Raw genomic sequence first — 23731 nt, forward strand, 5'->3', positions numbered from 1 at the left:
CTTAAATTATCGTCTAACATACAAAAAATTATCGTTGATTTCAGGGGTTAGTGCTTCGTTGGTCTATTAGAAGGCTAAGATGGAAAGTGATGAACGACTGGTCTCACAGCCGTTTGCGACCATATTGGTCCGTGGATTAAGTTAACGTTAAAAAGTTGCACTTACACGGCGAAGTCTACGCGATGGGATGCTATCGAATCGGCAGACGTGTAAACTAGTTAGTAATGAATTTACTGAGAGGAGGGACGAATCGTGGCACAAGTTAATGAACAAAATGACCCGAATCGCACAGATATTGGCGATTTTCTGAAAGTGTTTGCCTGCACCGCAGTGATGTTGCAAACGGTCCTCGGATTCGCCCTCGACGTTGGTCCGAACACCGCTCAGCAATCTTGGATTATCGGCTGGTACAATGCCGTTAAGTTCACCGCGCCAGCCTTCATTTTTGGAATCCTCTACACAACGGTCCGAACGACCTCACTGCGAACCTTGCATGGCGATTATCTGCCCTATCTGCAGAAGCAGTGGACAGCCTTGTTTACGCCAACCATTTGGTGGACGTTGGCTTATCTCGTCTTAATGCCGAGTCTGCAACAACGGGAACACTTCGACGGTCTAGTGAGTTTCAATTGGCAGTTTGTGAACGGCAACGCGGCGCTACACCTGTGGTACAACACGATGATGTTGCAATTCATTATCTTAATGCCACTGTTCGTCGGCTTAACTCGATGGCTGACCGGTCATTCTGGAAGAGGCGTAGCGGTTAGTTTGATCACCCTAGTTGGTTACGTTTGGTGGGTCGCCATTTACGATGTGGAAGTCTTCAACGGCCCGCGTGCAAACGACTGGTACCTGCTGGATCGTGTGTTTATTAGTTTTATTCTGTACGCCATTGCCGGGATTCTGCTCTGGGTGTTCCGCGACCAGCTGATACCGCTGCTGACTCGTTGGTGGTGGGTCGCCGCCATTACCCTGATTTGGTCCTGGTGGCGCAATAATGTTGAGTTGAAAAGTTTCAATGGCAGCCTGACGTTTGCTAATGCGCCTTATTTAAAACCGACCGGAGTCGTTTACGCGCTGAGTGCGATTGCCCTCATTGTTGCGTTGGCGTTGTGGCTGATCAAACGGCAATCTCAGTTATTGCCCACGGTTCACTTTCTCGCCATCTATGCGTACCGCGCCTTTCTGGGCAACGTGTTCTGGATGAACTTGTTGTGGCAAGGTGAACGACTATTCGGTTGGCAGAGCAACAGTGCACTGGGTGTTCGTGTTGCCGTGACGTATGTGCTCGGATGGGCGATTGCGTTTGGCTTCGCGATTGAAGGTCACCGGCTGGAAACGTGGATTAAAGCGGGTGCCGAACGGATTTACCTGAAAGTCGAACAATCTAAAGCTTGAGTGAACGTAAAAAGCCTTCGCAGATCAAATTCTGCGAAGGTTTTATTTGTCTCTATTTAGTCGGGTCAAACGCCCAGTAGCGCCCAGTCCGTGTTAACAATTCGTCGGCTTGTTCCGGTCCCATGCTACCTAACGGGTACTGGTGAATAATCGGTGAGGTCTTTTGCCAACCTGCTCGGAGTGCATCGATAAACTGCCAGGCAACGGCGATTTCACGCCACTGCGGGAAGTTTTCCGTATTGCCATCGATAATGTCGCTCAGCAGCGATTCGTACGCTTCCGGAGTCTCGAATCCGGTTGCTGGTTGCGTGTTAGCAAGAATTGCGTTGGTCGAGCCAAACGTCTCTTCATCGCTGTCCCGCGTGTTGAGTTGCATGGACAATCCTTCATCGGGATCAATGAGAATCGTCAGGATGTTTGGCGCCAAGTGGTCAATCATCTGATGATGTTCTTCAAACAGTTTGAGCTGTGGAGCTTTGAACATCACGTCAATTCGTGTCGTTTTCGTTGCTAAACGTTTGCCTGTCCGAAAGTAGAATGGCACGCCATCCCAACGGTAACTGTTGAAATTCAGTTCACCGGCGACAAACGTTTCCGTTCGCGAGGTCTTCGGGATGCGCTCCTCGTCGAGATAGGCGGGCTCTTGCTGGTTGCCAAGATACTGACCCAGCACGAATTGTTGATTAACAAGCTGCAGGTCCGGCGTCTTCAACATGCGTAACGCGGCTACTTTGGCCTCCGTCACGTCCTCTTGTCGAAGCGAGATGGGTTGATCCATCGCTAACAAGCTAATCAGTTGGAAAATATGATTCTGCACCATATCGCGGGTTGCCCCCATTTGATCATAGTAACCCGCGCGGTTTTCAAGTCCGACCGTTTCACTCAGCGTTACCTGAACGTTGTCGATGAAGTGGCTGTTCCAGATGCCTTCTGTTAGACCGTTACCAAACCGCGTCAACATGATGTTCTGCACCATTCGTTTCTCGAGGTAATGGTCAATCCGGAAAATCTGGTCCTCGTGGAAGAGATGATTCAATTGTTCATTTAACGCCTTGGCACTGGGATAGTCCTGACCAAACGGTTTTTCGATAACAACGCGTTTATATCCAGGACGGGCCAGAAAACCACTATCTGGCAGGCTGGCAATAATTGGGCTAAACAAGCGCGGCGCAACGGCAAAGTAAAAGACACGGTTGCCGCCGAGATTGAACTGCTTGTCGATATCGTGTGACTTGGCAGCCGCTGCCGTATAGTCCGCAGCTTTAGTCACATCCATCGTTTGATAGAAGATATGTTGTAAAAATCCGGGGATGTCCGGTTTCGTTGACCGTCGTAAAAAGGGCCGAATGAACTCCCGATAATCGTCGTCTGTAAACTTCCGATTCGACAGAATCAGTACCGCAAAGTTCGCGAGCTTCCCAGTATCAAATAGCCCCAGCAACGACGGCATTAACATCCGTGTTGTCAGGTCACCCGTCCCGCCAAAAATCACTAATTGTACGTTTGAAGTTGCCATGTCCGCACTTCCTCCACGCGTTTTGTGATAAATCTAGCATGAAATAAATACAAACGAGCAATTCAGTATTTGAAAATGGGGATTGCGTCATGACTATACAAACAGTATTCATTCAGTGATTTTACGAACATCGATGGCGCCAAATGTAAAATTTAGTCCTCATCGGGAACATACTGATGAACAGCAGGCAAGCGTGTAACAAGATTTGATAGTTCACGATTAAATTGTTGATTGTGCCTAGAGTTAGCATGTAGTTCAATAGAAGATTCGCTATCCCAGGCTTCAATCATTTGGAGCTCATATTGGTTTTCGATATCTTCGAATAAACCAAATGATATATTACCTCTGTCTTTTCTAGCGTGGTCAATTTCAACTAAGGCAGCCTTTTTAAACTGTGTTAACAATTCTTGATCATGTTTGATATGAAATTCGCAGTTAATGATTTGCATAATGGTGTCCTTTCTTGAATAAAACATGTAATGTAAATGTGGATTAAAGTACATTTTCCACAATTGAAAAGTGATATTGTTAGTGGAAAAGTTGGAGGCCTTGTTTTGGAAAAAATTATTCTGGATTGTGACCCTGGTCATGATGATGCAATCGCAATGATGATTGCAGTAGCAAACCCAAATATTGAGTTGTTGGCTGTTACGACCTCTGCGGGGAACCAAACGCCTGGGCGAACATTGACCAACGCTATGTCGTTGTTGACCTTGATGAAACGTCAAGATATTCCAGTAGCATCGGGTGATAAAAAGCCTTTGATGCGTGACTTGATTACTGGTGTTAGCATGCATGGTGTCACTGGTTTGGATGGCGCAGATTTACCGCATCCAGATTTTTTTGCCCAAAATGTACCGGCAACGGAACTAATCGCGAGGGTTTTACAAGAGCAGGATGATCCAGTAACAATTGTGGTTACTGGGCCATGTACCAACATAGCGTTGTTTTTATCTGTCCATCCTGAGTTGGTCAATTCAATTAAACAGATTGTCATCATGGGTGGCGGTATGGGACTTGGAAACTGGGAACCAACCACTGAATTCAATATCCTTGTTGATCCTGAAGCTGCTAAAATCGTTTTTGATTCGGGTATACCGATTGTGTTAGCACCCTTGAATGTTGCTTTTGAAGCCCAACTACTCGATGAAGACGTCAAAAAAATTAACAAGATTACAAACCCAGTTGGTGAGGCAGTTTCTGGATTAGTTGCTTACTACGGCATTGCCTTTGGTCAGGATCGTTGGGGATTTAAGGGGTTGCCACTCTACGATCCTTGTACAATTGCGTGGCTGATTGATCCAGATATGTTTGAAGGTCGTGTCTGCAATGTTGAAATTGAAACTAAAGGGGAGTTAACCTCTGGTGAGACAATCATTGATTATTACAATATGACGCACCGTAAAAAGAACGCTAATGTGCTTTTTCATATAAATAGAGAGAGATTTGCTCATTTAGTTATTTCTAGCTTGGAGTCATTTAATAATTAAAGAATAACCGTTCAAATGCCTAAAAATAGGTTCTTGAACGGTTGTTTTTATAACGTCACGATAACCTTTCCTTCAGGATTCCCGTTTGAAACGAGGTTTTGTCCGTTTCGAATACCTGAAAGGGTGAAAGACTCCATCTTACCGATGCTGACGTGAAGCTGATTATTTCTAATCATTAGCGATATGGCGGCAAATGCGTCACTGTCTAAATAATCCTTTTTGGGAATCATTTGACGGTATGAAGCATCTGGTTTTTGCGTTGTATCGTTAGGAAGTGTTGTTAAGGATACGTAGATCCCCCTTGGTTTAACGATAGGGACACCAGCTTTGGCACCAGTGCCACCATTTGTAGCATCAACAACAATGTCTGCTACGGAGTTAAACTTTTGTCCGACATGCTCAGTATCGTAGGCACCAAATTCATTTGCTCCGAGTTTTAGCACTGTTTCTTTTGCTGTATTGACATCTGTACCGATGACATATAGTCCCAGCGCTTTGGCCATTTGAACGATCATCGATCCAACACCACCTGCTGCACCTAGAACTACGATTGTTTGACTTGGGCGAACCTGAGCGATATGAACGAGAACGTTGTATGCAGTGACTCCTGAAAGAGGGAGTCCTGCTGCTTCGTTTCGATCATACTCGGCGGGTCGCAGACCGATGTTAGCACTTGAAACTTTGAAATATTCAGCATAGGTGCCTGTGCCGGCATGTGCGATGATTTCATCGCCGATGTGATAATCAGAAACATTATTACCAACAGCAGTAATGCGGCCGACTGCGTCTGTCCCTAAAATTGTTGGGAATAGAAGAGTAACTGAATTTTTGAATCGTCCGCTTCGCACGGCTACGTCAAATGCATTGATTGCAAAAGCTTCGTTTTTTACTAATACTTCATTTGCCGAAATCGTGGGCATTGGCATTTCCAATTCTTCCATGACGTTGGCGTCGCCGTATTGATTGAAGCCGAAAGCTTTCATCTTTGATAACCTCCTTGGCAAAGGAATCTACTATTTTTGTGACTGTTTTAAGGCAGACAATGACTTATATGCCAAATCGTGATCACCCTCATCTGTTAATCCAGACACGATTAATGTGCCGACAATACCAGTACCTTGAACGCAGATTGGAAAACCACCACCAACAATTGCGTAATCCTTTGGGCTAAGTCCGTTTGATTGGTAGTAATTATCTGGATTATCAGCATAGATTGCTTTTTCTAGTAGCGAACTATGCTCGTAAGCATTCACAACATTAGCTTTTTTCTCAATCCAAATATTGTTTTCGTTGGTTGTGCTCGTGCCAGCATGGAAATAGACTTCACGGTCATTCTTTGTAATTAGAATGCACACGCGTTGAAACTCATCTCCACCAATAGTCTTTAACTTTTCAACTAGTCGATCAACATCTTTTAAACCGAAGTGATCTAATGTTGCGGCTTCTTCCTGTTTAAGAATCTCATCGATTGATAACATACTGACCTCCTAATCTAACGAAAAGTTCGTGTCCACCTTTTGTGGAAGACCCGTTTCTAAGGACTTCTGAGCTGCAATGGCCGCTCGTTGTGCCATGATGACATCTTGTCCGGAGGCAACGACTGGTTCATCATTTAAAATTGAATTAACGAATGCCTTCATTTCGTTAATGTAAGCATTGCGGTAGCGTTGGACGAACATCGGTAGGGGCTTTTTCATAATCTTGTTTTTATCAGTGTACAGTTCGACAGTGCTTTCACTAACGTTTTCTGCCTTCAACATTCCTTCAGATCCGAATACTTCAACACGTTGATCATAACCGTAAACGGCACGACGACTATTATCAATAACGCCGTAGGCACCGTTTTCAAACTGCAAAATGAGCGCTAATGTGTCAATATCGTTGATTTCTTTGAGTGTGGGATCGATTAAGGTGCCGCCCTTTGCGTAAACTTCGGCAATGTTGCTGTTCATCATGTAGCGAGCCATGTCAAAATCATGCATGGTGAAATCAAATAAGAGTCCGCCGATTCGCTGAATGAGATCATGAGGTAATAAGTCAGGGTCCCGTGAAGTTATTTTAACGACTTGAGGTGTACCGATTTCTCCTTGCCGAACATTTTCAAAAATATTGCGGAATTGAGGATCCATTCGACGGTTAAAACCCATTTGTAACTTAACGTGGTTCTTTTCGACCGCTCGAAGAACGTTAACACTGGCTTCTTCAACAGTGTTCATGCTCAGTGGTTTTTCGCAGAAAATGTTTTTACCTGCGTTTGCTGCAGCCGTCACAATTTCTTCGTGAGTATCCGTAGAAGTAAAGACAAAAACGGTGTCAATATCGGGGTTGTTCAAAATGTCGTGATAGTCGCGAGTTTGATTTGTAATCCCGAGATCATTTAATTCAGTTGAAATTTTTTCGATAAAAACATCTGCAACTTGAACAATATGAATCTCGGAGATCGTCATTAGATTGTGTAAGTGCATTTGACCCGCACGACCAAGACCGATAATACCGACGTTAATACGTTTCATACTCATAATTTAAAACCATCCTTTATAAATTATTATTTTGATTCAGGATTAACTCCTGAATCATCACCATACTTAAATTCCAATTGTATTTGCTCAAGAGATTTGCCCCGTGTTTCTGGAGCAAATTTGTAAGCGAAGATGAACGATAGAATGTTGCAACCAACGAAGACTACGAAGGTGAGAGATAACCCAATGGCTGACATTAATATTGGGAAAAAGAACCCAACTAAAAAGTTTGAGAACCAAAGGAAGAATGTTGATACGCCCATGCCGAGACCCCGTAAATTTTGAGGGAAAATTTCTGAAAGTAACAACCAAGTAGTGGGCGAAATGCATCCCTGAAAAAAGCCAAGAAATGACATGGTCAAAAGAATTACAAAGAAGGGTAATAGTGACGAATGACTAAGCGTTGCCGATACAATCGCGATTAAGACCAGTGAGATGCTGGTTCCTGTGATTCCTGTTAAAAGCATTCGTCGTCGATTGACTCGATTCATCATGCGCATGCCAATGTAGGTAGCTACTACTGAGACCAACCCATTAGAGATGTTGGCGATCAGTGCGGCACTATGACCAAAACCGGCTTTCATGAGAATTGTCGTTCCATAGTACATCATGATGTTGATTCCAATAATCTGTTGCATAACACCTAGACCGATGCCGATTAGGACTAAACGACGAATCCATGGTTTACCCAAGTCGCGAAAACGAGCTTGAGCAGTTTCTTTTTCCTGGGCCAAGGTATCCTTGATTTGTTGTATTTCTCTTTCGGAGCTGGCCTTGTCCGGTCGAATTTCGGTTAACGTGTACAATGCTTCTTTTGTTCGGCCTTGCATAGTTAACCAGCGGGGCGATTCAGGTACAGTTAGCATGCCAAAGAAAAGTAATACGGCCGGCACCATGCCAAAAGCAATCATATAACGCCAGATGTTGGAAACATTCGTAAAAATAGAACCTAACGCTGCATTGACGATGAAGGCAAGCAATTGACCACCAGTTATCATTAGTTCGTTTTGTGTAACCAATCGTCCACGAATGGCAGGTGTCGACATTTCAGATAAAAATGTCGGAACGATGACGGATGCCCCACCGACGGCCAATCCTAACAAGAAGCGAAAAATGATAAGAATAAGAGCATTAGGTGCGATGGAACAGATAGCAGTTGCTGCAAAGAAAACGAATGAGAGGTAAAGAAGAACCCGCTTTCTACCGAATTTATCTGCTAGACGCCCTGCCGCAATAGCGCCGATAGCTGCACCTAATGTAATACCGCTCGTGACTAAACCTTCGTCAGTTGGCGTTAAATTTAGTTCCTTAGGTGACGACATATACGAAAGTGCACCATTAATGACTCCGGTATCGACTCCAAACAAAAGTCCACCGAGAGTTGATATGATGGCGATACGGCGTAGGTTTTTGGAAGCTTTTGTGTTAATTGACATTTTTGACTGCACATCTGAAGCTTCAGGACCAGTTGAATCATCGTTCAAAATAGCCACCTCCAGAAAAAAGTAAATGTGTAGACGATTCAGCTATTGAATCGTCATTTTTTTTGAGCAAATTATGATATGAAATCGACATCTTTGTGCAAGCCGTAACGCTGCAATGGCCTTAACAAGGACATCATCTTCACAAAGTGATTGTGCGCACAAGGAGATAATTTAACTTCGGCTTGAATTATTTCACGAGTGCTTGTGATTGTCAACACATCAAAGTAAAACGCTTTCTTTTTAAGTCTAAAAATAAAATGTAATGTTGACAAAAGCCTTTATCATGCTATTATGACGTCAGATGAAGCGAACAGCTGAGGATACCCAGATGGTGTGAAAATGCCATTTTTATATATATTTTCACAAGCATTTGCTCAGTTGAAAAATGCTTCATATCATAACATGAAAGGAGGTATTCACATGAGCAATGACAAAAAAATCACAATCGGGATTATCGGTATGGGGCGTATTGGAAATGTTCATTTCAAAAATTTAAAGCAGATAGATAATGTCAAAATTGAATCAATTTGCGACATTCTCGCTAAGGATGATTGGGTTGAAAAATATTCAGTGAAAAAGATCGTCAAGGATTATCACGAAGTGTTAGATGATTCTGATATTCAAGCGGTCTTGATCTGTACGCCTACAGATTTACATCCACAAATGACTATTGACGCTGCTAAAGCGGGCAAAGATATTTTTTGCGAAAAGCCAGTCGGGTTTGACAATGCTGAAATTTTAAAAGCATTAGACGCTGTCAAAAAAGCCGGCGTTAAATTCGAAGTCGGATTTAATCGTCGGTTTGATAAAAATTTTGATCGGATAGTCGATTATAGAAAAAATGGCAGTCTTGGAAATGAGCAGATATTAAAAATTACTTCTCGTGATCCAGAACCACCTTCGATGGATTATGTTCGTCATTCTGGCGGTATTTTCATGGACATGACGATTCATGACTTTGACATGGCAAGGTTCATTACTGGCGAAGAAGTTGATCGTGTATTTGTAACTGGTAACGTCATGATTAATGACGAGATTGGCAAGGCTGGAGATATTGACACTGCCATCATTACATTAATGTTCAAGAATGGAATGATGGGTGTAATTGATAATAGTCGACAGGCCGTGTATGGATATGATCAGCGCATTGAATTGTTTGGTTCGAAAGGCATGGCGCACGCCGATAATGTGACAGATTCGACGACGACCTATTCCTCAAAGGATAACGTTGCGGGAGATAAACCAATGTTCTTCTTTTTACAGCGTTACATGGATGCATATAAAAGAGAACTTGAATCATTCTTTGGTGCAGTTCGCGGAGAACACGAAGTCCAGTGCACATTTGAAGATGGTATTCGTGCGATTCGTTTGGCTCAAGCAGCGAAGAAGTCATTAGATACAGGCGCAGTTGTTTCAGTTCAAGACATATAAAACGGAGGCAATAGTTATGGCATCAGATGTTAAAAACGACATTAAATGGGGTATTGCTCCAATTGGTTGGCGGAATGATGATATTCCATCAATTGGTAAAGAAAATAATCTTCAGCAATTATTAAGCGACATTGTTGTTGCAGGGTTTGATGGCACCGAAGTGGGTGGTTTCTTCCCAGCACCAGAAAAATTGAACTATGAATTAAAATTACGCAATCTGCACATTGCCGGTCAGTGGTTCAGTAGTTATATCATTCGTGACGGTATTGAAAAGGCGAGTGAAGCCTTTGAAAAACACTGTCAATTTTTGAAAGCGGTTAATGCCCCAGTCGCTGTTGTCTCTGAACAAACATATACGATCCAAAGATCTGATACAGCCAATATTTTCACGGACAAGCCGCATTTTACAGATAAAGAATGGGATGAAGTTTGCCAAGGGTTAAACCATTACGGTGAAATTGCTGCCAAGTATGGGATTAAGGTTGCCTATCATCACCACATGGGAACTGGCATTCAAACGAAAGAAGAAACGGATCGCTTGATGGCGAACACTGATCCAGACAAGGTCGGTCTGCTTTTCGATACAGGACATATTTATGTTTCTGATGGAGACTACATGAGCCTATTAAACGACCATATTGATCGAGTTGTTCATGTTCATTTCAAGGATGTTCGCAAAAAGCAGGAAGATGATTCACGTGCAAAGGGACTCACTTTCCAGCAGGCCTTTTTGAACGGGATGTTCACAGTGCCTGGTGATGGCGATTTGGATTTCAAACCTGTATTTAAAAAATTGGTTGAAAACAACTATAAGGGTTGGATTGTTGTTGAAGCTGAACAGGATCCTGATAAAGCCAATCCACTGGAAATGGCTCAAATTGCTCGTAAGTACATCGATAATAATTTAATTTCTCAATTCAACTAAAGCAATTAAAGAAAACAAGGAGATTACATCATGGCTGAAACACATGTTACCAAGGTAGGGATTGTTGGTATTGGTTTTATTGGATCAGATCACTTACACCGTTTGACGAAAACTATTGCTAACGTGGATGTCACTGCTGTTTGTGATATTGTACCCGGAAAAGCACAGAAAGAATTGGACCGACAGGGGCTAACTGCTCATGACTATTTGGATTATCACGATTTGGTTAACGACCCAGATGTTGACGTTGTTGTATGTACTGCGAATAACGAAGCCCACTACGAAATCGTAATGGCAGCTTTAAAAGCCGGTAAGTTCACATTCTGTGAAAAGCCATTGGCATTGGATGCAAAACAATGTTTGGACATCATTGCCGAGGAAAAGAAATATGGCAAGCGAATGCTGCAAGTTGGTTTTATGCGTCACTATGCACCTGAATATGTACAAATGAAGCAAATGATTGATGAAGGTAAGATTGGTGCGCCATTAATGATTGACGAACGCCATTATAACCAAACTCAGCCTGAAGAATATGATTCAAGTCGTTCAATTATTGAAACAGCAATTCACGAAATTGATTTGGATCACTGGTTAATCAATGATGACTATGCAAATATTCGTGTCTTTAGTCCAAAGCAAACTAAGTACGTTCAAAATGCTAAGATTCAAGACCCAATGATTGTCATGATGGAAACTAAGACTGGTATTAACATCATTATCGAAGTCTTTGTTCGTTGTCAGTATGGCTATGACATTAAGTGTGATGTCATTGGTGAAGAAGGGGTTCTGGAATTACCAACGGTACCACAAGTTGCTACTCGTTTGAATGCTGAATACAGCACTGCCATTTTGACAGACTGGAAGGCTCGTTTCGAAAGTGCTTACGATATCGAATTCCGTGACTTTATCGATCATGTTTCACAAGAAGAATCACCAGTTGGTCCATCTGCATGGGACGGATACATTGCTGCCGTTACTGCGGACGCGGCCATCACTTCATTGAACGATAAAGGTGCTACCCAAGATTTGAGCTTCCCTGAAGCACCAGCTTTATACGCTGAAAAGTAACGGTTATGGATTCTCGGAGGAATTAGCCATGACAAAACAGACAAATCCGGTTCGCGTTGGAATTATTGGTTTAGGTCGTTTAGGCTCGAGGCATGCACGCCACTTAACTGAGAAAATTCAAGGAGTTGACGTTGTTGCGGCATGTGCACTTGATAAAGATCAATTGCAATGGGCACACGATGATCTTGGGATTGAAAAAACATTCCTTGATTATAAGGAAATGATTGATCAGTCCAATTTGGACGCTGTGGTTATTGTTGCACCGACACCTTTCCATCCAGAAATGACAACTTATGCTATGAATGCGGGATTGCATGTCTTTTGCGAAAAGCCGCTTGGACTTGACCTTGATGAAGTTCAAAGAATGGCAGATACCATTCACCAACACCCTAAGCAAATTTTTCAAAGTGGATTTATGCGCCGCTATGACAAGTCCTATCAGTACGCAAAGAAGATAGTTGATGAAGGTAAGATTGGTAGAATCATTTATATGCGTGGTTACGGAATTGATCCAATATCCGGAATGGAAAGCTTCAAGAAATTTGCATCTGAAGCGGATTCTGGCGGCATTTTCGTGGATATGAATATTCACGATGTTGATTTAATTCGATGGTTTACGCATCAGGAACCAGTTGAGGCATATGGATTAACTAGCAATATTGCCGCACCTGACTTGGCGGATATTGGAGAATTTGAAACCGGGGTTGCACAGTTGAAAATGGATGGTGGCGTTATTGCTACTTTAATTGGCGGTCGCCATGCCGCACATGGCAATCAGGTTGAACTCGAAGTGATGGGCTCTGATGGTTGGCTTCGTGTGGGCGAACATCCGGATCTTAATCGCGTAACGGTCTTTAGTGAAAATGGTGTCTCTAGACCATCCTTGCAGAGTTTTGGCGCTCGTTTCGATGAAGCCTTTTTAGATGAAGTTCAAGATTTTGTTAGTAACATTGCAAAAGGCCAGCAGCCAGAAGTAACTGTTGAGGATGGTATCCGGGCTTTGAAGATTGCCAAGGCATGTCAGGAATCAGCTAATACTGGAAAACTGGTAAATATTCCAAAGGGATGACCTATAACCTACTTATAAGAAAGAAGACACAATAATGGATCAAAGTCAGGACCAAAAATCACATGTTGGCTTTTTATGGGCCGCCACATTCATTTCTGCGATGGGATCACTCCTTTTTGGGTATGATACCGGGATTGTTAATGGGTCACTGCAGTTCATGGCCAAAGCACAACAACTTGATTTAACATCCTTTCAACAGGGGATTGTTTCTTCAGGATTAACTTTAGGTGCGGCATTTGGAGCAATCTTTGGCGGACCGTTAGCTGATAAAATTGGCCGTAAGCGAATTTTAACTCTCTTGGGAATTATTTTCGCAGTCGGAGCACTTGGCTGTGCATTCTCGACTAGCATTGCCATACTGATTATATTCAGATTTTTACTAGGCTTAGCAGTTGGGTCAGCTTCGGCGAATGTACCGGTTTACATTGCTGAAATTGCGCCTTCCGAATTTCGGGGCAAAATGGTTACGACCGCTCAGGTTATGATTGTTTCAGGACAATTTATTGCCTTTGGCGTGAACGCTGCATTAACACCACTAGGTGCAGGCAATGCAGCAATTTGGCGATGGATGCTCGGACTTGGAACTATACCCGGAATTATCTTATGGTTGGGAATGTATCTGGTTCCTGAATCACCTAGATGGTTGGTTTCGCAAAACAAAAACTCAAAGGCACTTGAAGTGTTGAAGAAGATTCGTTCTGCTGCATCAGTACCATCTGAAATGGCTGAAATTGAAGCCAAGGACAAGGCTGACAAGGAAGAAGCTGCTGAACAGGCCAGCTTTAAAGAATTATTCCAGACACGCTGGGTGCTACAAATCCTTATCACTGGGGCTATGTTAGGCATTATTCAGCAATTTGCAGGGATTAATTCCATAATGTATTACGGTGGTAAGATTATTCAAGATTCAGGATTTAATCCGACGGTTGCTGCCATTTTGAATACCGGTAATGGACTACTGTCTGTTGTTGGTGCGGTTCTAGGAATGTTCACAATTGACTGGCTGGGTCGTAAAAAATTGGAGTATTCTGGACTAATCATTTGTGCAACTACGCTAGTCATCGCTGGAGTTATTCATTCGACAGTGCCAAACGCAAGCTGGGCGGGCATCACTATCGTTATCCTTGTTTATATTTACATTATTTTCTTCCAAGGTACTTTAGGACCTGTTACTTGGTTGATTAATTCGGAAATCTTTCCACAGAGGTTCCGTGGTATTGGAACTGGGATTACTATCTTTATACTTTGGATTGGTAATTTCGTTGTTGGGCTATTATCACCAGTGCTACTGGATTGGAACATGTCATATACCTTTTATATATTCGCTGCATGCTGTGTTTTAGGAATAGTGTTTGTTCATATAAGGGTTCCTGAAACAAAGGGTGTACCCCTTGAAGAAATTGAAAAATATTTCAGATCTAAATACGATAAGTCTTATAAAGAGGATTCAAAATAGTAAAAGTCTTTACTATCGTCAATGAAGACGGCACAAGAAAGGTCAATCACAAATTTCTGTGATTGACCTTTCTTGTATATGGGTATTTTAAATGTCGTTTTGGTAAAAAACGACTTTGATGTAATTACGCAGGATGTTTTTTCGAAATAGTCGAGCGAATTTCATCAAGAACTGTTTCTGCAGATTTGCCAAAATATTGTGCCGTTAGCATATACAAGCAATCGTTGATTGCCAATTGAGAGGTTAGTGATAGCAGTGCCTCAGAACGGTACCGAGAGTCTTCAGAGATGGAGAAGAAGTCTACATTCCCGTATTCAGCTAAAGGTGAATTTGGAAAACTTGTGATAACGATTATTGGCACATGTTTAGATTTTAAGGCCTCAGCGATTTCAAGTGTGTCTGTATCATTTCCAGTATGCGAAATTACAACAGCACAGTCAGAATCAGACATTCGAGAGGCTTGCATTAAGGCCAAATGGTATTCGGTATCATGCAGAACGTTTAAGGGTACTCGTAGAAATTTGTGATAGGCGTCAAGAGCCACAATGTTTGATCCACCGAGACCAAAGAATTCCAATTTTTTAGCGTGGACGATGAGATTTACGGCTTTTTCCAAGTCTTTTTCATCCATTAAATCGAATGTGCCATTTAGGGTTTCGATGTTTGCATCGAGCGTTTTTTTAGCAACCATCTTTGGCGTGTCAGTGTCAGCAACTTCTTGAATGGTGGGTGCGCTTTTACTCATTTGATTTGAAAGTGCCCATTTAAGCTGTGAGTAATTAGTGTAACCTAATTGTTTTGCAAAACGCGAAATTGTGGCGACAGAAACGTGGCAGTCCCCAGCAAGTTCAGTAACGGTTTTGGAGGAAGCATTAGTTTGGTTGGCGAGAAAATAGTCTGCGATGCTCTTGCTACTGCGTCCAAGGGACGGGTAGATGTCTTTAATCCGGTCAAAGATGTTCAATTCCATTTGTTTTTATCTTCCTTAATTCATAAAACTAATGATTTGTAGTGTGACATAACGATAACATGACAATTTAAAATTTTCTAGCTTGCAATGAAAGCGGTTTCGACTATAATAGTAAATGTAAAAAGCAATCATTTCTAATTAATAATTTATGACGTTATTTTACATTACGGAGGTAAAGATTATGGACACCGATCCAAAACTTTCTGTTGATGAAGTGCAGTTAAAGGCACATGCATCAAACTGGGAAGAAGCAATTCAGGTTGCTGCCAAGCCGTTAGTAGACGGCAAAAAAATCACTAATGATTACGTTACAGCAATGATTGATTCCGTTAAAAAATTAGGCCCTTACATTGTGATTGCACCAGGATTGGCTCTTGGTCATGCACGACCGTCAGAAGCTGTGCATCAAACAGGGTTTGCAATTGCAACGTTGGCGGAACCCGTAAAGTTTGGAAATAAAGACAACGATCCAGTTGATCTGGTGGTTATTCTTGCTTCTACAAGTGATACGGCCCATCTTTCATTGTTGCAAAAGATTGTTATGTTTTTGAATGACAGTCAAAACTTAGAAACTTTGCGTTGTGCGAAAACACGAGAAGACGCAAAGCATATTGCTGAACAGATCAACGGGGGCGATCAGTAATGCAAGTGATTAATTTCTTGGTTTATCAGGTTTTGAGTAACGAAACTATTTTTCTTGGCTTGGTAGCATTGGTTGGATTGTTGCTCCAACGCAAAAAGTTTCCGCAGGTTGTTGATGGCACAGTTAAAACTGTTATTGGATTAACCGTTTTATCTTCTGGTGCCGGAATTTTAATTACTTCTCTATCGCCAGTGGTCACAAAGTTGAACTCAACACTTCATGTTAAAGGGGTTCTACCAACTAATGATGCTGTCTTTGGTGTGGTACTTCGCTTTAGCAGTATTGCAAAGAACACGGTTATCACTTTCCTATTGGCATTCTTCCTCCATTTGGTATTAGTAAGAATTTCATCAGGAAAGAATTTTAAGAACGCCTATTTAACCGCTCACCTAATGCTTTACCACGCAGCGTTTATGAATGTTACGTTGCCAGTTGTATTACATACCAACGGTTTTTGGACGATTGTTGTTGGGACGGTTCTGAACGCTGTCTACTACACGTATTCACCTGCAATTCCAAGAATCATTTCACGACCATGGATGCACGATGTGTCCACGTTAGGGTTTATGGATCAGGTTGGTTCGTTGGTTGCTCACTTTATTGGTAAATGGTTTGGCAGTTCCAAACCTGAACAGGATGCTGATAATATGAAGTTGCCTAAATGGGCCTCAATGTTCCGAGACAATACGATTGTTCTGTTCTTCTTAATGCCAATTATCTTTGTTGGAATCGGATTAGCCGTTGGTCCTGCAGGCATCCAACAACTTGCAGGGAAGGGGCCTGATGCTACGAACTGGATCATGTGGTTAATTCTACAAGGATTCACGTTTACGGCTGGGATTGTTATCTTACTTTCTGGTGTACGGATGTTTATTGGTTCAATTGTGCCAGCATTTAAAGGGATTTCTGACAAATTCCTTCCTGGTGCAATTCCAGCTTTGGATGCACCAACCATCTTCCCTTATTCACCAATGGGTGGGATGTTTGGTTTCCTTGGTTCGACCGTTGGCTGTATTTTAATCACGTTTGCCACAATTATTTTCAAATCTCCTGTTATCGTGTTCCCAAGTCCAATCATTATGTACTTTGACGGGAATGTTATGGGGGTATTTGGTAATAAAGCTGGTGGTTGGCGTGGTGCTATTATGGCCGGATTTATTACTGGGATGATTTCATCCGCCGCTGTCATTCTATTCTATCCACTTACTGGTGCTGTGTACGGCAGTGGGTTAACGTGGTCAAACATCGACTATGCTCTTGTTTGGATGCCACTTATGTACCTGCTAAAGTTCATTCGCACCGCGATTGTTGGTTTTATTCTGTAATTTAAACGCAAACGAAATTTGGAGGAAATATCATGAAAATTATTGCTGTATGTGGTTTAGGTGTTGGATCAAGTGTTATTGCAAAAATGAACATTGAAAGTATTTTGTCTGAAGAAGGTAAGGATGAAGTTGATGTAGACACTGTCGATTTAGGCAGTATTCGGAGCGCTCCAGCTGACATTTACGTAACGACACGGGAATTATTTGAAGATTTCCCTGAAGAGGACAAAGAAAAAACAATCGTTTTGACAAACTTTGTGGACAAAAACGATATTAAGGCCCACTTAGATCCAAAAATGGCAGAATTAGAGAATAAGTAAGGAACGTGGGGAAAATGTCAGTTGATAATGTAAATGATGTCACAGAACAAACATGGAAAGATGAAGTGTTCCCAGAGTGGGGAACGTGGTTAAACGAAGAAATTGATCGCACTGAGGTACCACAAAACAAGTTTGAAATGTGGTGGCTAGTTAATATGGGCATTTGGCTTAAGTCTGATCAGCAGACGAGTGTTGCCATTGATTTGTGGTGCGGTACTGGTAAAACAACACATGACAAGGCTGACATGTCACCACGTCATCAGTGGTCCCGTTTGACCGGTGGCCGTAAAATTCAGCCTAACTTACGGGCTCAGCCAATGGTCATTAATCCGTTTGCAATTCATCATCTTGACGCATATCTTGTAACGCATTTTCACCATGACCACATTGACATGAATGTGGCTGCGGCAATTTTGCAAAACGTAAAGGAGCCAATTCCATTTATTGGGCCTAAAGATGTCGTTGATCAGTGGCTTGACTGGGGGGTTCCGGCTGACCGGTGTCGTATCGTTAAACCCGGGGATGTCGTGAAGGTAAAGGACATTGAAATCGATGTGACAGATTCCTTTGACCGCTCGGTGTTAATTACTGATCCTGATGAAAAAGATCTGCCTGATGATAAACAGGTGCCTGATATGGATGCTCGAGCCGTTAATTATGTTTTGAAAACTGATGCAGGCACCGTATACGATGCTGCCGATTCACACTTTTCATCTTACTTTGCTAAACATGGTAAGGACTTTGACGTCGATGTTGCAATTGTGGCATATGGAGAAAATCCAATCGGTGTCCAAGACAAAATGACTTCCGTAGATGTTTTGCGGACTGCAGAAGACTTAAATACAAAAGTTGTCATTCCGCTACACTGGGATGTATGGTCAAACATGCTTGGAGACCCGAGTGAAGTTGAAGCATTGTGGGAAATGCGTAAAGAGAGGTTGGATTATAAATTCCATCCATTCTCTTGGTTACCAGGTGGACGATTTGTTTATCCTGACGACCAAGATAAACTGGAATATTATCATGATCGTGGATTTAAGGATCGTTATACGCATCCGATTAATCTACCATACAAGTCATTCTTGTAATCACTAAAGTAAATATTGAAAGATCTCTTTCTGAGGAAGTCGGAATGAAATTACAGGTCGCAATTGATCGTAAGTCGTTAACCGAAACTGAGCAGCTAGTTCGAAGCTTGAATGGTGTCGCCGACATCATTGAGTTTGGCACATCGCTGATTAAAGATTTTGGGTTTAATGATGTCAGCAAACTTGCACAGTTGGCTCGTCACAGTCGTGTATTGTATGACATTAAGACTGTTGATGAAGGCGCCTATGAATTTCATTCCGGCTTTTATTATGGCGCCGATTATCTGACGGTTATGGGGTCAGCGTCTCCGGCGACAATTGCTTTATGTTATAAGGAAACTAATGCGGTTCAGCACATGATGATTGACTTGACTGATGTTCCTGAGAATCAAGTCGCAAAAATTGATACTTTCGATAACGCCGTTTATTTGGTTCATCACAATAATGATCTTGGTACGAAAATTGACGCACCCGAAATGGTCGCTAATTTTCATCAACTACATCCTAAAGTGAAGCATATCGCTGTAGCTGGCGGAATTGATTTAGACAATGCCCAGAGACTTAGGAAGCAAGGTATCGCGGAGATCGTTATTGTTGGTGGGAAAATAAGCAGTGCAATGTTTGCTGAGGGGGCCGCCAGATCCTTTCGAGAAATCCTACAGTGATAATTTATTGCTGAGGCAATTTGAACTAGAGAAGAGATAACCAAAATGGTTGTCTCTTTTATTTTGGTTTGAAAACTCACGGGCTTTAGTAAACGTTTCCAATGCTTAGATAAAGGTGTTTGCTTAAATAGAAATAATAAAAAAACATGGTTATCTTCTTACTTTTTGTTATGATGATATGGTAAAAGTTTTACTAATAGGCATTCTATGTGATGAAAGTTTGGTGATAACTGTGGGTAAACGTGTAACTATCAAAGATGTGGCTGAAGCGGCAGAACTATCAATTACGGCTGTTTCTCAAATATTGAATGGTAAAGGAGAACGATTTCCCAAAGCCACCAGAGATCGTGTAATGGCCGTGAGAGATAGGCTCGGCTACGTTCCAAACTTTAATGCAAGAAGTATGATTAACCACTCAATGAAGACTGTTGGTATCATCGTGCCTAATCTTGTTAACCCTTTTTTCAGTACTTTTCTGAGGGGTATTCAAAGTGCAATGTATGAGAGTGAGTGTGTGCCGATTATTTTGTCGGCAGATCACAATGAGACCCTGGAAAGGTATTATTTAAAGACATTCATTGAGCGCGGCGTTGATGGTGTCATCATTGCGGGATCGGCGATTGGGAATAAAGGAATTAAGGACTTATTACAACCGATTCACATTTCATATCTGTTATTTGACCAAGCTGATCCCATAAGTGGCGGGGATCAAATAATTGTGAACGATGAGCACGGTGGTGAACTGGCCACATCTCATTTGATTCATGCTGGACACAGAAAAATTGCTGTTGTGATACCAGAGCAGCCATCACAAAATGTGAAATTAAGATTGGCAGGTTATCGGCATACACTTGAGCAAAATAAGATTCCGTTTGACTCACAGCTGATTTTTCCGACGGTGCTTTCGAAAATGGGTGGTCGACAAATCGCTGCTGATATTATCGAATCCAAGGTAACGGCCGTCTTTAGTACTAACGATGAAATGGCCATTGGGCTGATTCGGGGATTGCAGGAAGCAAACGTGAGCGTGCCCGAGGATGTTTCAGTAATCGGATATGATGACATTGACTTAGACGATTATGTAACGCCACGATTAACAACAATTCATCAACCGATTTACGACATGGGCGTGTGGGCCGGCCAAATGATTATGAGTCGCTTGAGCACGCCAGAATTGAGTCCGCAACTTAAGATGGTTGATGTTAGTTTAAGGGAACGTAACTCAGTTAAAAGATTGTGAATTGCCAAAATGTAAATGTTCGATATTATGTTTGATTAAATGCTTCTTTCTAAATGTATAGGTCGATTATGACCTATCGTTTAGGAAGATTTTTTTGTCTAGATTGCTAGTGTATAAACAAAATTTTTAAATTTGAGTATGAAGTGTTGTAAACGCTTACATAAATTGGTATCCTATACGAGTGAAACACGTAAATCGTTTTACTGGATTTTTTTCACAAACATTAATCGAAGGGTGGTTCAACGTTTCAAATGAAGAAAACAACAGTTATCAATTCAGACTTATCGCGTGTTATTGCACAAATGGGGCATTTTGATACGCTGGCAGTTGGCGATGCAGGAATGCCAGTGCCTGCTGGGACAGAGAAGATTGATTTGGCGGTTACTAAGAACCTGCCAAGTTTTATCGATGTGCTGAAAAACATCTTAAGCGAACTTCAAGTACAACGGATTTTTCTGGCAGAAGAAATGAAGACTCAAAATCCGAAACAACTAACGGCGGTTAAAGAACTATTACCAGACGTTGAGATTCAATTCATTCCGCACAATCAGATGAAGGCAGATCTTAGCAAGGCGCATGCATTTGTACGGACAGGGGAAATGACGCCGTATTCAAATATTATTCTTGAGAGTGGCGTAACCTTTTAGGGGAGGCAAAATCACAGATGGAAATTGACATGCAACATATTTCTAAAGCGTTTGGGCCTAACGTCGTTTTAAAAGACGTTAACTTTTCCGTTAAGGGCGGAGAGGTCCATGCGTTGATGGGAGAAAACGGTGCAGGCAAGTCGACAATGATGAATATCTTGACGGGCTTATTGGAGCCTAACGGTGGTTCAATCAAAGTTGACGGTAAAGAAACACATTTTGCTAGCGCGTTGGAAGCGGAACAGCATGGTATCAGCTTTATTCATCAAGAAATGAATAATTTTGGTGAAATGCCGATTCTAGACAACATGTTTTTGAACAAGGAAATTAAGACGCGGTTTGGCTTTATCGACAACGCAAAAATGAAAGCGATTGCACAGAAATCGCTGGCCAAGCTTGACGTGAAACTAGACTTAAATCAGCCAATTGGCAATTTATCTGTTGGACAACAGCAAATGATTGAAATTGCGAAGTCTTTAATGACAGATGCCAAAATCATTATCATGGACGAACCTACGGCTGCCCTGACAGAAAATGAAATTGGCAAGTTGTTTGACGTGATTAAGTCACTTAAAGCACAGGGTGTAGGTATTATTTATATTTCACACAGAATGGAAGAGCTTTTTGAAATTTCCGACCGTGTGACTGTTATGCGTGATGGATTAACGATTAACACGTACAACACAAAGGAAACCAACGTTAAACAAATCGTTCACGACATGGTTGGTCGAGATATGGGTGACTTTTATCCTGACCGTCATCCCAAGTTTGGCAAAGTCATGTTAGAAACAAACAAGTTAACCCGTGAAGGTGTCTTTAAGGATATTAGTTTCAGCGTGCGTTCTGGGGAAATCCTCGCCTTTTCTGGATTAATGGGTGCAGGTCGAACGGAAGTCATGCGTGCCATTTTTGGAATTGACAAACTTGATTCAGGGACAATCACGGTAAATGGAAAGCAAGTCAAGATTTCAAATCCAAGTGATGCCATCAAGGATAATATTGGATTTTTAACTGAAGATCGCAAATCTGAAGGGCTTATTTTGGACGACAGTATTGCTGACAACATCGATCTGCCAAGCATTGAGGGATTCGTCAAACACGGCATGATTGATCGTAAGGCTGACAGGGATTTCGTTAACTTGCTGATGAAGCGACTGACCGTCAAAGCAAATAGTGCTGAAGATGAAGCAGGCAGTTTGTCTGGTGGTAACCAACAGAAAGTTGTTTTGGCTAAGTGGGTTGGTTCCGGATCGCAAGTGCTAATTTTGGATGAGCCAACTCGTGGGGTCGATGTTGGTGCTAAACGTGAAATCTATGATTTGATGAACGAACTAACAGATCGTGGAACTGCCATCATCATGGTGTCTAGTGATCTTGATGAAGTACTCGGTTTTTCAGATAACATTGCCGTATTGTACGAAGGAAAGCTAATGGGGGTTGTGCCAACTGCTACCGCGACCCAAGAGAGTGTTATGACATTAGCAACGGGAGGAGAAAACTAATGGATAACCAAACAGAAACAAAGCGTCACTTTAGCTTTGGCGACTTTTATTCGAAACTTGGTCCGCTGGTCGCCCTGATTGTTCTAATTGTGCTTGTATCAATTTTGAATTTTTCGTTTCTTGATCCACTGAACTTATTGAATTTACTTCGCCAAGTCTCCATTAACGCGTTGATTGCCTTTGGGATGGAATTTGTTATCCTGACTGGTGGAATTGACCTATCTGTTGGATCGATTCTAGCGTTAAGTGGTGCGTTTACTGCACAGTTAGTATTGATGGGCGTGCCGTCGTTTATTGCCTTCCTGATTGGGATGGTTACCGGTGGTATCTTTGGTGCATTGAACGGTGTCTTAATTGCTTATGGTAAAGCAGCACCATTTATCGCCACGTTGGCGACACAAACAATTTTCCGTGGTGCAACGTATGTGTTTACTAAAGGTAACCCAATTACAGGTGCCAAGATGAGCAATAACTTTGGCTTCCAATTTTTTGGTCAAGGTTACTTATTCGGTATTCCATTCCCTGTCTACATTATGGTGTTGTTCTACATCCTTGCGTTTATTCTGTTACACCGGACAACGTTTGGGCGTAAGACTTATGCCTTGGGTGGTAACCCTCGTGCTGCTTTTGTTGCTGGCGTTAAGAACAATAAAATGATCATTTGGATCTACACTCTGGCAGGTTTTCTTTCTGCGGTTGCTGGGATGATCTTAACGTCACGTCTGGCATCTGCTCAGCCTGATGCAGGGGTGGCCTACGAAATGGATGCCATTGCCGCCGTTGTGTTAGGTGGAACGAGTCTAGCAGGTGGTAAAGGTAAGATGTTCGGAACGTTGATTGGTGCCTTAATTATCGGGGTCCTAAACAACGGTATGAATTTACTTGGAATTTCGAGTTTCTATCAACAGATCGTTAAAGGGATCGTGATCCTGGTCGCTGTCCTGCTCGATCGTAAGCAGGCCAAAGCCTAGGGAG

The 23731-nt window shown here is 42.2% G+C and carries 23 protein-coding genes; 16 read left to right on the forward strand and 7 right to left on the reverse strand.

Annotated features, from left to right (window positions below):
- Positions 1-252: 252 nt before the first annotated feature.
- Positions 253-1398 carry an acyltransferase family protein gene (locus LDK34_RS01910; RefSeq protein ID WP_236941363.1) on the forward strand — a complete coding sequence of 382 codons (1146 nt, stop codon included), beginning with the start codon at positions 253-255 and terminating at the stop codon, positions 1396-1398.
- A gap of 52 nt (positions 1399-1450) precedes the next feature.
- On the opposite strand, the gene zwf is transcribed toward LDK34_RS01910, so the two are convergent.
- Positions 1451-2914, reverse strand: coding sequence for a glucose-6-phosphate dehydrogenase (zwf, locus tag LDK34_RS01915; RefSeq protein WP_236941364.1), 1464 nt, complete (start codon positions 2912-2914; stop codon positions 1451-1453).
- 152 nt (positions 2915-3066) lie between these two features.
- The gene (locus LDK34_RS01920) at positions 3067-3363 is read right to left on the reverse strand and encodes a putative quinol monooxygenase (protein ID WP_236941365.1); all 297 of its coding nucleotides are present in this window, start codon (positions 3361-3363) and stop codon (positions 3067-3069) included.
- Positions 3364-3468: 105 nt separating this feature from the next.
- Here LDK34_RS01920 and rihA point away from each other — a divergent pair, with 105 nt between their 5' ends.
- On the forward strand, positions 3469-4404 hold the full coding sequence (rihA, locus tag LDK34_RS01925; RefSeq protein WP_161003900.1) for a pyrimidine-specific ribonucleoside hydrolase RihA: 936 nt from the start codon (positions 3469-3471) through the stop codon (positions 4402-4404).
- A 47-nt stretch (positions 4405-4451) separates the two neighbouring features.
- Here rihA and LDK34_RS01930 read toward each other — a convergent pair whose 3' ends face one another.
- The 4 genes from LDK34_RS01930 to LDK34_RS01945 are packed head-to-tail and all read right to left on the reverse strand — an operon-like array spanning position 4452 to position 8359.
- Positions 4452-5387, reverse strand: a complete 936-nt coding sequence (locus LDK34_RS01930) for an NADP-dependent oxidoreductase (RefSeq protein ID WP_236941366.1) — start codon at positions 5385-5387, stop codon at positions 4452-4454.
- 30 nt (positions 5388-5417) lie between these two features.
- Entirely contained in the window at positions 5418-5882 is a 465-nt protein-coding gene (locus tag LDK34_RS01935) for a heme-degrading domain-containing protein (RefSeq protein ID WP_236941367.1), read from the reverse strand.
- Positions 5883-5891: 9 nt separating this feature from the next.
- Positions 5892-6923 (reverse strand): inositol 2-dehydrogenase, encoded by a 1032-nt coding sequence (iolG, locus tag LDK34_RS01940; RefSeq protein WP_284144477.1) that lies wholly within the window; start codon positions 6921-6923, stop codon positions 5892-5894.
- 26 nt (positions 6924-6949) lie between these two features.
- Complete coding sequence (locus tag LDK34_RS01945; protein WP_236941443.1) at positions 6950-8359, reverse strand: sugar porter family MFS transporter; 1410 nt, start codon at positions 8357-8359, stop codon at positions 6950-6952.
- A 468-nt stretch (positions 8360-8827) separates the two neighbouring features.
- Between LDK34_RS01945 and iolG (LDK34_RS01950) the strand changes: the two genes are divergently transcribed.
- From iolG (LDK34_RS01950) to LDK34_RS01970, 5 genes are read left to right on the forward strand one after another with little or no spacing between them, the layout of a single operon-like run.
- The gene (gene iolG, locus LDK34_RS01950; protein WP_161003945.1) at positions 8828-9838 is read left to right on the forward strand and encodes an inositol 2-dehydrogenase; all 1011 of its coding nucleotides are present in this window, start codon (positions 8828-8830) and stop codon (positions 9836-9838) included.
- Positions 9839-9854: 16 nt separating this feature from the next.
- The gene (iolE, locus tag LDK34_RS01955; protein WP_017260704.1) at positions 9855-10763 is read left to right on the forward strand and encodes a myo-inosose-2 dehydratase; all 909 of its coding nucleotides are present in this window, start codon (positions 9855-9857) and stop codon (positions 10761-10763) included.
- Positions 10764-10793: 30 nt separating this feature from the next.
- Entirely contained in the window at positions 10794-11831 is a 1038-nt protein-coding gene (locus LDK34_RS01960; RefSeq protein ID WP_161003904.1) for a Gfo/Idh/MocA family protein, read from the forward strand.
- A 28-nt stretch (positions 11832-11859) separates the two neighbouring features.
- The gene (locus tag LDK34_RS01965; RefSeq protein WP_236941368.1) at positions 11860-12900 is read left to right on the forward strand and encodes a Gfo/Idh/MocA family oxidoreductase; all 1041 of its coding nucleotides are present in this window, start codon (positions 11860-11862) and stop codon (positions 12898-12900) included.
- 34 nt (positions 12901-12934) lie between these two features.
- Complete coding sequence (locus LDK34_RS01970; RefSeq protein ID WP_236941369.1) at positions 12935-14356, forward strand: sugar porter family MFS transporter; 1422 nt, start codon at positions 12935-12937, stop codon at positions 14354-14356.
- Positions 14357-14480: 124 nt separating this feature from the next.
- On the opposite strand, the gene LDK34_RS01975 is transcribed toward LDK34_RS01970, so the two are convergent.
- Positions 14481-15326 (reverse strand): MurR/RpiR family transcriptional regulator, encoded by an 846-nt coding sequence (locus LDK34_RS01975; protein ID WP_178913487.1) that lies wholly within the window; start codon positions 15324-15326, stop codon positions 14481-14483.
- A 181-nt stretch (positions 15327-15507) separates the two neighbouring features.
- On the opposite strand from LDK34_RS01975, the gene LDK34_RS01980 reads away from it, so the two are divergent.
- The 9 genes from LDK34_RS01980 to LDK34_RS02020 all read left to right on the forward strand — a co-directional run bounded on the left by LDK34_RS01980 (position 15508) and on the right by LDK34_RS02020 (position 23727).
- Positions 15508-15969 (forward strand): PTS sugar transporter subunit IIA, encoded by a 462-nt coding sequence (locus LDK34_RS01980; protein WP_236941370.1) that lies wholly within the window; start codon positions 15508-15510, stop codon positions 15967-15969.
- A complete protein-coding gene (locus LDK34_RS01985) occupies positions 15969-17294 on the forward strand; it encodes a PTS ascorbate transporter subunit IIC (protein WP_017260710.1) in 1326 nt (441 codons plus the stop codon). Before LDK34_RS01980 ends, LDK34_RS01985 begins: the two co-directional genes overlap by 1 nt.
- 32 nt (positions 17295-17326) lie before the next feature.
- Positions 17327-17614: a PTS sugar transporter subunit IIB gene (locus LDK34_RS01990; RefSeq protein ID WP_017260711.1), complete on the forward strand. Its 288-nt coding sequence runs from the start codon at positions 17327-17329 to the stop codon at positions 17612-17614.
- A gap of 14 nt (positions 17615-17628) precedes the next feature.
- Positions 17629-18702, forward strand: coding sequence for an L-ascorbate 6-phosphate lactonase (gene ulaG, locus LDK34_RS01995; protein WP_236941371.1), 1074 nt, complete (start codon positions 17629-17631; stop codon positions 18700-18702).
- Between the two features lie 44 nt (positions 18703-18746).
- Complete coding sequence (locus LDK34_RS02000; RefSeq protein ID WP_236941372.1) at positions 18747-19367, forward strand: orotidine 5'-phosphate decarboxylase / HUMPS family protein; 621 nt, start codon at positions 18747-18749, stop codon at positions 19365-19367.
- Positions 19368-19599: 232 nt separating this feature from the next.
- On the forward strand, positions 19600-20607 hold the full coding sequence (rbsR, locus tag LDK34_RS02005) for a ribose utilization transcriptional repressor RbsR (protein WP_236941373.1): 1008 nt from the start codon (positions 19600-19602) through the stop codon (positions 20605-20607).
- A 251-nt stretch (positions 20608-20858) separates the two neighbouring features.
- Positions 20859-21254, forward strand: coding sequence for a D-ribose pyranase (gene rbsD, locus LDK34_RS02010; RefSeq protein WP_236941374.1), 396 nt, complete (start codon positions 20859-20861; stop codon positions 21252-21254).
- 17 nt (positions 21255-21271) lie between these two features.
- On the forward strand, positions 21272-22756 hold the full coding sequence (locus LDK34_RS02015) for a sugar ABC transporter ATP-binding protein (protein ID WP_236941375.1): 1485 nt from the start codon (positions 21272-21274) through the stop codon (positions 22754-22756).
- Positions 22756-23727, forward strand: a complete 972-nt coding sequence (locus tag LDK34_RS02020; RefSeq protein ID WP_017260718.1) for an ABC transporter permease subunit — start codon at positions 22756-22758, stop codon at positions 23725-23727. The genes LDK34_RS02015 and LDK34_RS02020 overlap by 1 nt, the downstream gene beginning before the upstream one ends.
- Positions 23728-23731: the final 4 nt, after the last annotated feature.

Source organism: Furfurilactobacillus milii (assembly GCF_021654115.1).
GTDB classification, from domain to species: Bacteria; Bacillota; Bacilli; order Lactobacillales; family Lactobacillaceae; genus Furfurilactobacillus; species Furfurilactobacillus milii.

Excerpts from the sequence above, each read along its gene's own strand:
- LDK34_RS01945 (WP_236941443.1), bottom strand. The coding sequence starts at position 8,359 with ATGTCAATTAACACAAAAGCTTCCAAAAACCTACGCCGTATCGCCATC.
- iolE (WP_017260704.1), top strand. The coding sequence starts at position 9,855 with ATGGCATCAGATGTTAAAAACGACATTAAATGGGGTATTGCTCCAATT.
- LDK34_RS01965 (WP_236941368.1), top strand. The coding sequence starts at position 11,860 with ATGACAAAACAGACAAATCCGGTTCGCGTTGGAATTATTGGTTTAGGT.
- iolG (WP_161003945.1), top strand. The coding sequence starts at position 8,828 with ATGAGCAATGACAAAAAAATCACAATCGGGATTATCGGTATGGGGCGT.
- LDK34_RS02000 (WP_236941372.1), top strand. The coding sequence starts at position 18,747 with ATGAAATTACAGGTCGCAATTGATCGTAAGTCGTTAACCGAAACTGAG.
- LDK34_RS01960 (WP_161003904.1), top strand. The coding sequence starts at position 10,794 with ATGGCTGAAACACATGTTACCAAGGTAGGGATTGTTGGTATTGGTTTT.
- LDK34_RS01975 (WP_178913487.1), bottom strand. The coding sequence starts at position 15,326 with ATGGAATTGAACATCTTTGACCGGATTAAAGACATCTACCCGTCCCTT.
- LDK34_RS01935 (WP_236941367.1), bottom strand. The coding sequence starts at position 5,882 with ATGTTATCAATCGATGAGATTCTTAAACAGGAAGAAGCCGCAACATTA.
- LDK34_RS01990 (WP_017260711.1), top strand. The coding sequence starts at position 17,327 with ATGAAAATTATTGCTGTATGTGGTTTAGGTGTTGGATCAAGTGTTATT.
- zwf (WP_236941364.1), bottom strand. The coding sequence starts at position 2,914 with ATGGCAACTTCAAACGTACAATTAGTGATTTTTGGCGGGACGGGTGAC.
- LDK34_RS02015 (WP_236941375.1), top strand. The coding sequence starts at position 21,272 with ATGGAAATTGACATGCAACATATTTCTAAAGCGTTTGGGCCTAACGTC.
- LDK34_RS02020 (WP_017260718.1), top strand. The coding sequence starts at position 22,756 with ATGGATAACCAAACAGAAACAAAGCGTCACTTTAGCTTTGGCGACTTT.
- LDK34_RS01930 (WP_236941366.1), bottom strand. The coding sequence starts at position 5,387 with ATGAAAGCTTTCGGCTTCAATCAATACGGCGACGCCAACGTCATGGAA.
- iolG (WP_284144477.1), bottom strand. The coding sequence starts at position 6,923 with ATGAGTATGAAACGTATTAACGTCGGTATTATCGGTCTTGGTCGTGCG.
- LDK34_RS01980 (WP_236941370.1), top strand. The coding sequence starts at position 15,508 with ATGGACACCGATCCAAAACTTTCTGTTGATGAAGTGCAGTTAAAGGCA.
- LDK34_RS01970 (WP_236941369.1), top strand. The coding sequence starts at position 12,935 with ATGGATCAAAGTCAGGACCAAAAATCACATGTTGGCTTTTTATGGGCC.
- LDK34_RS01920 (WP_236941365.1), bottom strand. The coding sequence starts at position 3,363 with ATGCAAATCATTAACTGCGAATTTCATATCAAACATGATCAAGAATTG.
- rbsD (WP_236941374.1), top strand. The coding sequence starts at position 20,859 with ATGAAGAAAACAACAGTTATCAATTCAGACTTATCGCGTGTTATTGCA.
- LDK34_RS01985 (WP_017260710.1), top strand. The coding sequence starts at position 15,969 with ATGCAAGTGATTAATTTCTTGGTTTATCAGGTTTTGAGTAACGAAACT.
- ulaG (WP_236941371.1), top strand. The coding sequence starts at position 17,629 with ATGTCAGTTGATAATGTAAATGATGTCACAGAACAAACATGGAAAGAT.